The sequence below is a fragment of the Polynucleobacter necessarius genome, assembly GCF_900095175.1.
Taxonomy (GTDB): domain Bacteria; phylum Pseudomonadota; class Gammaproteobacteria; order Burkholderiales; family Burkholderiaceae; genus Polynucleobacter; species Polynucleobacter necessarius_I.
Map to the genome: position 1 here is coordinate 716,565 of NZ_LT606946.1, position 12,535 is coordinate 729,099.

At 43.9% G+C, this 12,535-nt stretch carries 14 protein-coding genes and 1 pseudogene; 12 read left to right on the plus strand and 3 right to left on the minus strand.

The genetic code is table 11. The features are described from left to right. Window positions 1-22: 22 nt before the first annotated feature. From folP to phoR, 9 genes and pseudogenes are all read left to right on the plus strand, one after another. Window positions 23-883 (plus strand): annotated as a pseudogene (gene folP / locus DXE44_RS03670) (dihydropteroate synthase). Window positions 884-932: 49 nt separating this feature from the next. Next, complete coding sequence (gene glmM / locus DXE44_RS03675; protein ID WP_114652742.1) at window positions 933-2,276, plus strand: phosphoglucosamine mutase; 1,344 nt, start codon at window positions 933-935, stop codon at window positions 2,274-2,276. A 115-nt stretch (window positions 2,277-2,391) separates the two neighbouring features. Next, a complete protein-coding gene (gene pstS, locus DXE44_RS03680; RefSeq protein ID WP_174221114.1) occupies window positions 2,392-3,414 on the plus strand; it encodes a phosphate ABC transporter substrate-binding protein PstS in 1,023 nt (340 codons plus the stop codon). An 82-nt stretch (window positions 3,415-3,496) separates the two neighbouring features. Continuing rightward, window positions 3,497-4,480 (plus strand): phosphate ABC transporter permease subunit PstC, encoded by a 984-nt coding sequence (pstC, locus tag DXE44_RS03685; protein WP_174221115.1) that lies wholly within the window; start codon window positions 3,497-3,499, stop codon window positions 4,478-4,480. Then, complete coding sequence (pstA, locus tag DXE44_RS03690; RefSeq protein WP_114652746.1) at window positions 4,477-5,343, plus strand: phosphate ABC transporter permease PstA; 867 nt, start codon at window positions 4,477-4,479, stop codon at window positions 5,341-5,343. Before pstC ends, pstA begins: the two co-directional genes overlap by 4 nt. Before the next feature lie 56 nt (window positions 5,344-5,399). Further along, complete coding sequence (pstB, locus tag DXE44_RS03695; RefSeq protein ID WP_114652748.1) at window positions 5,400-6,188, plus strand: phosphate ABC transporter ATP-binding protein PstB; 789 nt, start codon at window positions 5,400-5,402, stop codon at window positions 6,186-6,188. A 12-nt stretch (window positions 6,189-6,200) separates the two neighbouring features. Then, the gene (gene phoU, locus DXE44_RS03700) at window positions 6,201-6,908 is read left to right on the plus strand and encodes a phosphate signaling complex protein PhoU (protein ID WP_114654336.1); all 708 of its coding nucleotides are present in this window, start codon (window positions 6,201-6,203) and stop codon (window positions 6,906-6,908) included. Window positions 6,909-6,934: 26 nt separating this feature from the next. Next, window positions 6,935-7,648, plus strand: a complete 714-nt coding sequence (gene phoB / locus DXE44_RS03705) for a phosphate regulon transcriptional regulator PhoB (protein ID WP_114652749.1) — start codon at window positions 6,935-6,937, stop codon at window positions 7,646-7,648. Window positions 7,649-7,709: 61 nt separating this feature from the next. After that, a complete protein-coding gene (gene phoR, locus DXE44_RS03710) occupies window positions 7,710-9,008 on the plus strand; it encodes a phosphate regulon sensor histidine kinase PhoR (RefSeq protein ID WP_114652750.1) in 1,299 nt (432 codons plus the stop codon). A 9-nt stretch (window positions 9,009-9,017) separates the two neighbouring features. Here the strand turns inward: phoR and DXE44_RS03715 are convergent, their stop codons facing one another. The 3 genes from DXE44_RS03715 to DXE44_RS03725 all read right to left on the minus strand — a co-directional run bounded on the left by DXE44_RS03715 (window position 9,018) and on the right by DXE44_RS03725 (window position 11,300). Then, window positions 9,018-9,224 carry a hypothetical protein gene (locus tag DXE44_RS03715; RefSeq protein ID WP_114652751.1) on the minus strand — a complete coding sequence of 69 codons (207 nt, stop codon included), beginning with the start codon at window positions 9,222-9,224 and terminating at the stop codon, window positions 9,018-9,020. 116 nt (window positions 9,225-9,340) lie between these two features. Beyond that, window positions 9,341-10,357, minus strand: coding sequence for a CorA family divalent cation transporter (locus tag DXE44_RS03720; RefSeq protein ID WP_114652752.1), 1,017 nt, complete (start codon window positions 10,355-10,357; stop codon window positions 9,341-9,343). 145 nt (window positions 10,358-10,502) lie between these two features. Further along, the gene (locus tag DXE44_RS03725) at window positions 10,503-11,300 is read right to left on the minus strand and encodes a hypothetical protein (RefSeq protein WP_114652753.1); all 798 of its coding nucleotides are present in this window, start codon (window positions 11,298-11,300) and stop codon (window positions 10,503-10,505) included. A 200-nt stretch (window positions 11,301-11,500) separates the two neighbouring features. Here DXE44_RS03725 and DXE44_RS03730 point away from each other — a divergent pair, with 200 nt between their 5' ends. The 3 genes from DXE44_RS03730 (at window position 11,501) to DXE44_RS11360 (ending at window position 12,486) form a co-directional block, all read left to right on the plus strand. Then, window positions 11,501-11,683, plus strand: coding sequence for a hypothetical protein (locus DXE44_RS03730; protein ID WP_114652755.1), 183 nt, complete (start codon window positions 11,501-11,503; stop codon window positions 11,681-11,683). Between the two features lie 11 nt (window positions 11,684-11,694). Beyond that, complete coding sequence (locus DXE44_RS03735) at window positions 11,695-12,201, plus strand: arsenate reductase ArsC (protein ID WP_114652757.1); 507 nt, start codon at window positions 11,695-11,697, stop codon at window positions 12,199-12,201. 72 nt (window positions 12,202-12,273) lie between these two features. Then, the gene (locus DXE44_RS11360; RefSeq protein WP_162785871.1) at window positions 12,274-12,486 is read left to right on the plus strand and encodes a GDCCVxC domain-containing (seleno)protein; all 213 of its coding nucleotides are present in this window, start codon (window positions 12,274-12,276) and stop codon (window positions 12,484-12,486) included. The last annotated feature ends 49 nt before the right edge of the window (window positions 12,487-12,535 follow it).

Here is a 12,535-nt window from a genome sequence, read left to right on the forward strand (position 1 = left end):
TAGCAAGGTGATCAAGCAAAATCTGCCCGCAACATGGCGTTGCGGGCGTTTTCTTTTTGACTTCAGTAAACGTCAACGCCCACTGGTGATGGGCATTCTCAATGCCACACCGGATTCTTTTTCGGATGGTGGCAAGTTCAGAACGCCAAGTGATGCTATTGCGCAAGCAGAGCGCATGATTGCTCATGGTGCCGACATCATAGATATCGGTGGCGAATCTACTCGCCCTGGTGCAGAACCTGTCTCTCTACAAGAAGAGTTGGATCGCGTCTTGCCCGTCATTGAAGCTTTAAAAGATTACGGCGTAGCTTTGTCAATCGATACCTATAAAGCCGAGACCATGCGCCAAGCACTCAAGGCCGGAGTCGATTGTGTGAATGACATCTGGGCGTTACGGCAAGAGGGCGCATTAGATGCAATCATAGAGAGTGATCCAGATAATCCAGATAAGCAATGCGGTATTGTTTTGATGCACATGCAACGTGACCCACAAACAATGCAATTTGATCCTGAGTATCAAGATGTGATTGCAGAAGTAAAAGAATTTTTACAAGAGCGCGTTAACTTACTGGTTAATCGAGGCGTTGCTAAAAATAGAATTGCCATCGATCCTGGTTTTGGATTTGGGAAGAGTCTCGAACATAACCTCAAGATGCTGGCCGATTTTGATCAATTCTCCCAATTGGGTTATCCGGTCTGAGCAGGGATTTCTCGTAAATCCATGTTGGGCAAGCTAACAGGCCGTGACACCAACGATCGTGTGGCTCCCAGTGTAGCTGCTGCCATTCTGGCAGCAGATCGTGGTGCTCGCATCATCCGCGTCCATGATGTTCAGGAGACCGTGGACTCCCTCAAGCTCTGGGAAGCTATTCAAGGCGAATAAGCCAATAAAACATCTCAGATAAAAGCTCACAAGTTTTATAATTAAGCCCATGAAAAAACAATACTTTGGTACTGATGGCATACGCGGTGAAGTAGGGCAATTTCCGATTGTTCCGGAGTTTATTACCCGCCTTGGCTATGCTGCTGGAAAAGTGCTGGTGCAAAACGCTAAGCCAGGTGAGCGTTGCACAGTATTGATTGGAAAAGATACCCGTGTTTCTGGTTATTTATTGGAAGCCGCTTTAGAGGCTGGCTTCGCTGCCGCTGGTGTGGATGTCATGCTATGCGGGCCAATGCCTACCCCGGGTGTTGCTTACCTGACTAAGGCCTTGCGCTTATCTGCCGGTGTAGTGATTTCAGCTTCTCATAATGCTTATCAGGATAACGGTATTAAATTCTTCTCCGCAGAAGGCGGCAAGCTCACCGATGAATTTGAGTTAGCAATCGAAGCTGAACTTGCTAAACCGATGGGCTGTGTTAGTTCAAAAGAATTGGGTAAGGCCTTCCGTTTAGATGATGCTGCCGGCCGTTATATCGAATTTTGTAAATCCACCTTTCCTGGTGAGCTCAATCTCAAGGCAATGAAGTTGGTAGTCGATTGCGCTAATGGTGCGGCATATCATACGGCTCCTCATGTTTTTCATGAGCTCGGTGCAGAAGTGATTTCGATTGGTGTTCAACCAGATGGTAGAAACATTAATGATGGATGCGGTGCCACAGCTCCAGCGGCGCTCATTGAAAAAGTCAAAGAGACTAAGGCGGATCTTGGGATAGCTTTGGATGGAGATGCCGATCGCTTACAGATGGTGGACGCTTCAGGACGATTGTTTAATGGCGATGAGCTCTTATACGTACTCGCCAAAGATCGTCTTGCTCGCGGAGAAAATTTAGGCGGTGTGGCTGGCACTTTGATGACTAACTTGGCTGTTGAAAATGCCATCAAAGCATTGGAGATTGGATTTGAACGCGCCAATGTGGGCGATCGTTATGTCTTGGAGTTGCTCAAGCAAAAAGGGTGGATTATTGGTGGTGAAGGCTCTGGCCATCTCTTGTGTCTAGATCAGCACTCCACTGGTGATGGCACTATCGCCGCGCTGCAGGTATTAGCTGCCATGAGTCAGGCCAAGAAGACGCTGGCACAGCTACTGGATTCCGTAAAGCTATTCCCCCAGGTGCTTCTCAATATCAAATTTAAGGCTGGATATGACTGGAAGGCTGATAACGCCCTCAAATCCCAGATTGCTCAAGTAGAAACAGAGCTTAAGGGTACGGGTAGGGTGCTTATCCGTGCTTCAGGCACTGAACCCGTCTTGAGGGTCATGGTTGAGGCGAATGATTGTGCGGTTGCTATGAATGCAGCCAAGAGTATTGCTCACTTAATCCCATCATTCTAAGTCATTGAATTTACTGAGGTAATTTTCAGTAAATTCACTGTCATAAAAGAGTCATACTCAATCCGTATCGTTCAGTTATCGCAATGTTGCGTGAACTAAACGAGGATTAATCCACATGAAATCATTCTTGAAAAAAGCGCTCATCATTGGCGCTATTTCAGTAGCCCCAGTTGCCTATGCAGCTGACATAACCGGTGCTGGCGCTAGCTTCCCATACCCAATCTACACAAAGTGGGCTGAAGCTTACAAGGCCAAGACAGGCTCAAGCCTTAACTATCAGTCTATTGGTTCATCTGGCGGCATTAAGCAAATTAAAGCAAAGACAGTTGATTTTGGCGCTTCTGACAATCCAGTCAAGTTTGAAGCTCTGGAAAAAGACGGTTTAGTTCAATTTCCAGCAATTATTGGTGGTGTTGTACCAGTCATTAACGTGGATGGTATTAAACCTTATGAGCTCAAATTATCACCAGATACATTGTCTGATATCTTTCAAGGCGCTATCACTAATTGGAATGATAAGCGTGTTGTGTTGAATAATCCTGGTATGAAGATGCCTAATTTGCCAATTACTGTAGTGCACCGAGCTGATGGTTCAGGTACTACTGCAATTTTTACCAACTACCTAGCTAAAGTGAGTCAGAACTGGAAAGAGGCTGTTGGTGAGGGTGCGGCTGTTAAGTGGCCTGCTGACTCCTCGGTAGGTGGTAAAGGTAACGAAGGCGTTGCTGCAAACGTATCTCGGGTTAAAGGCGCAATTGGTTACGTAGAATACGCCTACGCTAAGAAAAACAAGCTGATCAGTGTTTCCTTAAAAAACAAAGATGGTCAATTTGTTAAGCCTGATGACACATCTTTTGCAGCGGCAGCTGCAGGTACTGATTGGTCAAGGATTCCGGGTATGGGTACATTTATTACCAATGCTTCTGGCGCTAATTCATGGCCAATTACTGGCGCATCATTTATTTTGATGTATAAAAACCCAGAGAACAAAGCCAATTCTGCTGAAGTGTTGAAGTTCTTTGACTTTGCTTTTAAAGAAGGCAAGAAAATGGCTCTAGATCTTGACTATGTACCAATGCCAGATGCAAGTACTGACTTTATTCGTAAGAATGTATGGTCAAACATTGCCAACAAGTAATTTTTAGATTGAGCATTTAATCTCAACTCTAAAACAGCCCCACATTTCGTGGGGCTGTTTCAGTATTAAACGAAGTCTAAATATGATTGAATTAACCCACTCAGCTCCAACACCGCAGGCATTGCGAATTGCTAAACTACAACGTGTTCAAGATTTTTTATTTCATGGAATAACGCAATTTTTTGCCTTATCGGTTCTGATTGCGCTAGTTGGTATCATCATCTCCTTAGTGATAAATGCTTGGCCAGCATTAGACAAATTTGGTATCGGTTTTTTCTTCACTAAAGAGTGGGACATTGTTAATGGTGAATTCGGTGGCCTCATTGCCATTTATGGCACATTAGTAACATCCTTGATTGCCTTGCTCATTGCAGTTCCGCTGAGTTTTGGTATTGCGGTATTCTTAACTGAGCTATGTCCGGGGCCTCTGCGCAGACCTTTAGGCACAGCGGTTGAATTGCTTGCGGCAGTTCCTTCGATTATTTACGGTATGTTCGGTCTCTTTATTTTTGCACCCATATTTGGTGAATACGTTCAGCCTGCTCTGGCTGCAACCTTGGGTCAAATTCCTGGATTGGGGATATTATTTTCTGGTGCATTTAATGGCATCGGCATCCTATGTGCTGGCCTGATTTTGGCAATGATGGTTTTGCCGTTTATTGCTTCGGTGATGCGTGACGTTTTTGAAATCGTTCCCCCTGTTTTAAAAGAGTCCGCCTACGGGATTGGCTGCACCACTTGGGAAGTAGTTAAGAATGTGGTGCTCCCTTATACAAAAGCCGGCGTGATCGGTGGCATTATGCTGGGACTAGGTAGAGCGCTTGGTGAAACCATGGCGGTAACCTTTGTGATCGGTAACGCACATCGTCTGTCAGCTTCATTATTTTCACCAGGTAATTCGATTGCTTCTACATTGGCAAATGAGTTTGGTGAGGCTGAGCTTGGAGAGCATTACTCATCTCTATTTGCATTGGGACTTGCGCTTTTCATAATTACTTTTGTCGTATTGGCTATTGCCAAGTGGATGCTCATCAGTATGGAAAAAAAGCAGGGACTTAAAACATGAACGGCTTATCTAATATCAATCCGGCAATTTTTGCTAAACGGAAGCGTGCCAACAAGATTGGCTTATTTCTATCTACTGCTGCTATGGCATTGGGAATGGCCTTTTTGCTATGGATTTTGAGTGTTTTATTATTAAAAGGCTTTTCTTCTATTAATTTGGATGTATTCACTCACAGCACGCCTGCACCTGGTTCTGAGGGTGGGGGTTTAGCGAATGCAATTGTTGGCAGTTTAATGATTGTAGGAAGCTGTACTCTGATTAGTACGCCGATTGGCGTATTGGCCGGCTTATATCTCTCAGAGTATGGAGATAGAAGCAAGGTGGCCTCAGTAACCCGCTTTGTGACTGACATCATGCTATCTGCGCCATCCATTGTGATTGGCTTGTTTGTTTATGCCATTGTGGTCGCGCAAGTACGACACTTCTCAGGTTGGGCTGGCACGATCGCATTGGCTTTAATTGCGATACCAGTGGTAGTTCGCACAACTGAAAATATGCTGCGCTTAGTGCATGGAAGCTTGCGAGAGGCTGCCTATGCTTTAGGTACCCCTAAGTGGAAAGTAGCTTTCATGATTACTTTGCGCGCTGCCCAAAGCGGGGTAATTACTGGTATTTTGCTGGCACTTGCCCGAGTGAGTGGTGAAACAGCGCCATTGCTTTTTACCGCTCTGAATAATCAGTTTTTCTCAAGCAATATGAATGCACCTATGGCCAATTTACCGGTGGTGATTTTCCAATTCGCAATGAGCCCTTACGATAACTGGGTTGATTTGGCTTGGGCCGCAGCTTTGCTCATCACTTTTGCCGTACTGGGTCTGAATATTCTTGCGCGTGTAGTGTTCCGCGAGAAAGTACGGAGTTAATGAGTAATATGAAAACCATGTTTGACTTAAATACGATTGATGGTCAAGGAATAAGAATGAACGACACAACTACACCAGTAAAAAAAGACGTTAAAAATGCCCTAGAGGTTCGTAATCTGAACTTCTTCTATGGCTCATTTCAGGGTCTAAAGGATATTAATTTAGATATTGAAGAGGGCAAGGTAACAGCATTTATTGGCCCATCTGGTTGTGGCAAGTCAACATTGCTACGCACGCTTAATCGTATGTATGACCTCTATCCTGGACAGCGTGCAGAAGGGGAGATCAATTTTTATGGCCAGAATATTTTAGAGCCTAGACAGGATCTCAATCTCTTGCGATCACGAATTGGAATGGTTTTCCAAAAACCAACCCCATTCCCAATGTCGATTTATGAAAATATTGCCTTTGGTGTGCGTCTCTATGAAAAGCTTTCCCGTTCAGAGATGGATGAGCGAGTAGAGTGGGCTTTAAATAAAGCGGCTTTGTGGAATGAAGCTAAGGACAAGTTAAATCAAAGCGGTCTTTCATTATCAGGTGGTCAGCAGCAGCGTTTATGTATTGCTCGAGGTGTTGCGGTAAAGCCTTCCGTGATTCTTTTAGATGAGCCAACTTCAGCATTGGATCCGATTTCAACTGGAAAAATTGAAGAGCTGATTAATGAGCTCAAGCACGAGTACACGATTGCGATTGTGACCCACAATATGCAGCAAGCAGCCCGTGTATCGGATTACACTGCTTATATGTACCTTGGTAGTTTGATTGAGTACGGTAAAACCGATGAAATCTTTATTAAGCCTAAGCGTAAAGAAACAGAAGATTACATAACCGGTCGATTCGGTTGATTGGAGATGAATATGCCAGATAAACACCTTTCTTCGCAGTTTGATGCCGATTTAAATTCTCTCTCTAGTCGTTTGCTGGAGATGGGCGGACTTGTTGAGTCCCAAATATCTTCTGCAATGCGTGCTTTTACGCAGATGGATATTGATACTTGCAATGTCGTCATCGCTAATGAAAAGATCGTGAACGATCTCGAAATTCAAATCGATATGGCTTGTACTGAGTTGATTGCACGTCGTCAACCTACTGCTCGAGATTTGCGTTTGGTGATGGCGGTATCGAAGGCGATTACCAACTTAGAACGCGCTGGCGATGAGGCAGAGCGTGTGGCCAAAAGAACAAAACGATTGATTGAGTCTGGTGTCGCCAACAATATCAATGTCGCTGAGATCCGCTTATCAGGCCAGATGGCCATATCTTTACTGCGTCGTAGCTTAGATGCATTTGCTCGCTTAGATACTGTGGCAGCGGCGGAAGTAGTTCAGGAAGATCGCCAGATCGATGAAGAATTCAAGGGCTTTGTTCGTAAGTTGATTACTTACATGATGGAAGATCCGCACACCATTTCCACTGGTTTGGATATGCTCACCATTGCTAAAGCAATTGAACGCATTGGTGATCACGCTAAAAATATTGCAGAGTTTGTGATTTATATTGCCAAGGGCTCAGATGTGCGTCATATCCCCCATGAGGACTTGGTTCGCGAGGCGAATAAACCGTAACTATTGATATCTAAACGGAATTTGCTATGACTCACCGGATATTGATTGTTGAAGATGAGCCTTCGATTGCTGAGCTCATTGCAATTAATTTAAGCCATGCAGGATATGAGGTGCAAAAGGCACTTCAAACTGAAGTTGCGGCAAGCTTGATGCGCGAGGAGCTTCCAAGTCTACTCATTTTGGATTGGATGCTCCCTGGTAAATCTGGCGTTCAATTTGCTCGAGAACTCAGGGCAAATGAACGCACTAGGTCTTTGCCAATACTCATGCTCACTGCCAAGAGTGAAGAGAACGACAAGGTCTTAGGCCTTGATTCTGGGGCTGATGATTATGTGACCAAGCCTTTTTCTCCTAAAGAGTTAGTCGCCCGTGTAAAGGCATTGCTGCGCCGACAAATACCACTAGAGGGAGATGGTCCCTTAGCGATTGGTCCATTAAGGCTAGACCCAGTTTCACATCGCGTGAGTACTGTGTGGCCAAATAGTGATCCGCAGACTTTATCTTTAGGGCCTACCGAGTTCCGATTGTTGCAATTTATGATGGCCAACCCAGAAAGAGTCCATTCTCGTGAGAACTTGCTCGATAAAGTCTGGGGTAATGAGGTCTATATAGAAGAGCGTACTGTTGATGTGCACATCAAGAGACTCAGGGCGGTCTTATCTCCGGCAGACTGTGATCGCTACATAGAAACAGTCCGGGGTAGTGGCTACCGAGTCACGAAAACTCCCACCCAGACCTGATATTCATTGGGTGGGGTAGGGATTTTCCATTTCCCTGGTGCAGATGCTCTAAGATTGCGGAATGTTCTCCGTTTTTTTTCGATTTTTTCTTCTTATTTGCGCAGCTTTTTTTGCTGCTTTGATTGTCGAAACTAATTTTGGCTCTATTACAGGTATTTCAGTAGGCATTGCTTTTTTATCGATGCCGCCGATCTACTCCTACATTAACTTAGCCCGCCTACGAAAATACACTGTAGAGGATCGGCTGGAGTCAATGCCATTGCCAAGCGGTTACTGGGAAGAGGTTTTCTTTTACCTGCAGCGATTAGTGCGTAACCTGAAGTTACAAATGCTATCGGTTGAGAAGCAGCACGATCGATTTATTGAGGCATTCCAGGCATCGCCAAACGGCATCATGATGCTTGATGATCAAGATCAAATTGAATGGTGCAATGCAATCTCAGAGCGCTTCTTTGGCCTACAGTTCAAGCGTGATGTTATGCAACGTATCAACTTCCTGATTCGTCGACCTGAATTCATTCGCTATCTTCATAATCGTCATTTTGAGGAACCGTTACTTTTAGAGCGCATGGGTCCTAAATCAAATCTGAGTTTGATGCTACAAGCCTTTCCTTTTGGTGAGAAGCGCCACTTACTCTTGGTGCAAGACGTTACTGATCTACAAAAAGCAGATGCCATGCGACGCGACTTCGTGGCAAACGTTTCCCATGAGATGAGAACTCCCATTACCGTATTAATGGGGTTTCTGGAAACTATTCAATCTTTAGATTTAGATAAAGTCCAACAGGATCAATATTTTGAGATGATGATGTCTCAAGCCCAGCGTATGAAAAGCCTTGTAGAGGACTTGCTAACTTTAGCTAATTTAGAAGCGAATTCTTTGCCGGCACCAGCCCAGCTTATACAAATGCAGACTGTCATGGCGCTTCTAAAAAATGATGCTGAGGCACTCTCTCAGGGTCATCATACATTTCATTTTGACATTGAGAGCTCTAAAAATATTCTGGGGGAAGAGCGGGAAATTCTCTCAGCATTTAGTAATTTAGTATCTAATGCGATTCGATATACGCCTGATGTTGGCTCTATTAGCGCATCTTGGCGCGTAAATGCTGCAGGAGAGGGCGAATTCTCAGTTGTGGATACTGGTCCAGGAATCGCTTCTGAGCATCTTTCTAGGCTGACCGAGCGCTTCTATAGAGTAGATCGTAGTCGCTCACGCGATACCGGTGGAACTGGCCTAGGACTAGCTATTGTGAAGCATATTGCGAGCCGACATCAAGCGCAATTACTGATAGAGAGTACGCCTGGAAAAGGGAGCGCTTTTACACTGCGCTTCCCCAGGGAGAGGCTGACAGATTAGATAAAAGTTTTAATCCTTTTTATCCTTTTTCTCTTTTTTACGCTTTGATTCCTTAGGTAATTTATCTAACTTACCGTTGGCGTAAAGGCACCAGACTTTAATTTCTTCTAGAAGTTCAGTGAGGTCCTCATAAGATAGGTTTTTAAAGTCTTGTAAGCCAATGGCTCCAGACTCTTGAAGCTGTTTAACAGCGTCTTCGTACTTATATTCACTCATAAATTTCCACGTAAAGTTGTAAGAACGAGGTAATCGTAGCAAAGTAATATGACAAAACCTTTTTTTTGATATTTCTGGGGTTTTATTGAGTTTTGCTCCTTAAGCTCAATGAAAAATTACACAATTTTTCTCATTTTTAGCGAGAGATAGACGCCAGCACCAGCCATTGCCATGAGGACCATCACTATATAGAAAGACTCCTTAAGCCCGGGGAGGTCCTCCATATTCATTCCCATGATTTCCGTGATCAGGGTCATGGGTAAAAAAATGACTGTCATGACTGAGAGTACTTGTAAGTTACGGGCATTGAATTCGGCAACATGGGCAGCTTGTTCATCCTGCAGAATTTTGGCTCTGTCATATAAATTTGAAATTTCTTGCACTAAATGAGAAAGTAGATCAAGGTCATCGCTCAGCCTGAGCTTGTCTTCTTCCGAAAACCAGTAGGGAACTTTCTTTTGTAGGCGATTTAAAGCAATGAGTTCTGGTGAAAATTGCCTTCTTAAGCGGCTGCAATCGATGCGTGTTCTTCCTAGGTATTCATGTTCGGGAAGTTCTTTTGCTTTTAATAGCAGCTCCTCTTGATCATCCATGGTGTCGGAGAGTTGGATTAATAAGGTTCGCAGATATTCAGCGCGCAGATCAATCAGTTCATGGAACAATTCGATAGCCGAGCAGGGATTAAGGGCTCCACTTCCCAAGTCAGAGCGCAGTCGATCCGTTGTTCTTAAGGGATTGTTGCGTAGAGAGATCATCAATCTCGGGGTGAGAATAGCCCACAGAGTACCTAGACTATGATCACTATCATCATCGCCAAACTCTTGCTGGAAGTCATTCATCACCATTAATAAGCAATCGTCCAGCTTTTCAATGCACTCAAGACGACTACGAGTTACTCCTTCATCAATCATTTCGACAACGCGATCCGGAATTAAGGGCGTATTTTGAAGCCAGCGCTGCACTTGAGAATTAGATAAATTGAGGTGAAGCCAAATCGATAACCCTGGATTGCTTAGTGCATCTGCGATATCAAAAAGTGGAATTTCAAAATTTTTCCCCGAGGATGACATAGCCCAAGCAAAGACGACACCATTAATGGGGAAGGGTGGCGCCGCGTTGACTATTGTTGTCATATTGATGTCTTGTGAAAGGGTTAAATTAATTACTGTAATAAAAAAGGAGGTCAGCAATGAAACAATTTTTTGTCAAAGTCTTGCTTATGTGGCATGAAGTACGTGCTGCTTATCGCAGTCGGTATAATGGGCATCGCTTAGGCAGTTAAAACCGCCAGGTAAAGCCAATTTCAGTGCGGGATGCATTCATGCCGGTATTGCCTAGTACTAAACCCATGTTGGCAGCACTTCTCATATAAGAAAGTCCAATATCTAAGCCCTCGTTCATTGAAAATATTGCTGCGAGAAGAGCGTAATTTGTCAGATATTGCTCTGTACTGGGTGGATTGGTTGTTATACCCATATCTAGGGCAAGTCTGAGCTTTTCCATTACACGCCAAACGGCGTGCAGCTGAAAAGAACAGAATATTGGTCCGGTTTTCTGGGGGGCTGCACCAATCGCATAGTTTGTGTTGTAAAGGGGCTTGGTGTACATCGCATTGATATGCACTTCCACCGAATCCCAATAGCGTGAGCCAATGAGGTTCAGTCCGTAATTAGGGAGTGCCAAATCCAAGCCAGCAACTTGTTGTTGCGGTGAGCCTGGGAGGGTAATGCTGGGTTTAATTGCAACCGCCCATTTCCCATCCTCATCTTCAGCAAAGCGCCACTTTAGAGCTAGGACCTTATTGGAGATCGGCGAGTAGTTTCCTCGCGGCGCAGCATAGTAGGTAGTGCCAAATGACATCTCAATATTCTCAGCAATACCTCTTGTGTAGGTGAATGGGAAGGCGCTAGCACCTGATCCACCAAAGTACTCCTCACCAGGTGTAATGATATCAACGGTTGCAGCGCTTCCGCTACCATGGCTTGCGGTTTTGAAGTAGTACTGCTCAATTTGATTCGTATTTTTAGCTACAGTACCTGCATCATCGGTATTCAATGGCTCAAATGCAGAGCACATCGCCGAGAAAAAAGTAGAAGAGTAGCGATAAAACGCATGGGATAGCTTGCAAAAGATAAATTCTTTAAAAATACAGAGTAATTATTACGGCTTGATGTAATTGTGGAAAAACTTTGCAATATCTTTTGCTTGTACTGAGTAATTAAACTGAAATATTCAATCAATAAGATAGGGCGATATTCATATCTCGAGAGTTAACCATGATTGAGTCTAAAAAAATGGATTTATCTAAGGTGTTCAGGCCGCATCTTGAGCAATCTTCTGATGAAACATCGAATATTAAAGAGCATTTGCTAACCCACAAATTTAACAAGATTGAAAGTCGTGCTGCCGGCTTTTTGTTAGATAAAAAATATGCATTAAATCTAGATGAGGTAATTTAATTACTGCGCATATGGAAAAGCATTACAACATTCTGTTCTTATGCAATCGAAATTCAGCAAGATCCATTATTGCTGAGGCTTTAGCAAGCACCTTGAGCCATGGACGCTTTACTGGCTATTCTGCTGGTGCGAACCCTTCGGGATTAGTTCATCCTTACGCCCTCGAAATGGTTAAAGCGATGGGGTATCCGATCCAACTCTTGAGGAGTAAAAGTTGGGATGAGTTTGGCAGAGAGGGTGCTCCAAAGATGGATTTCATTATTACCTTATGCGACACGGCGATGGGTGAGGATTGCCCATATTGGCCTGGACATCCATCAATTGCTCACTGGGGATTTCCAGATCCAGCATCTATCGAAGCAAGCGATGTTAAAGCAATGCTGTTCGCATTTAAACAGGTTGAAATTGGACTACGCAACCGAATTGAGCTTTTAATGGATCTGCCCATTGAGACACTCGATAGATTGGAGATTAAGGAGCGACTTCATAATATTCACTATAGAAGTAAATTCTTGTAGTCTTTTTGCGTGATTGAGTTCAATTGATTTTAATGTCTTCATTCTGAAATATTTCTCTGTCATGATCTATTTGTGAATAGATTGAATCAAGCTCAGCATGCCATCATTACTTGCCCAAATTGTCAGGGTCATGAAGTTTTGGATATCGCCCAAGCTAGTTCCATGCACCTTTACAGATGCCCCTCATGTAATGGCCTCCTAAAGGCAAAATCTGGGGATTGCTGCATATTGTGTAGCTTTGCTAACAGGGATTGCACTAGTTCCGAGCAAAATTTAGCTGCTTAAGCATTTACCAGTAGACTAGGCTTCATTTTCATGAATATGTCATTAGAGT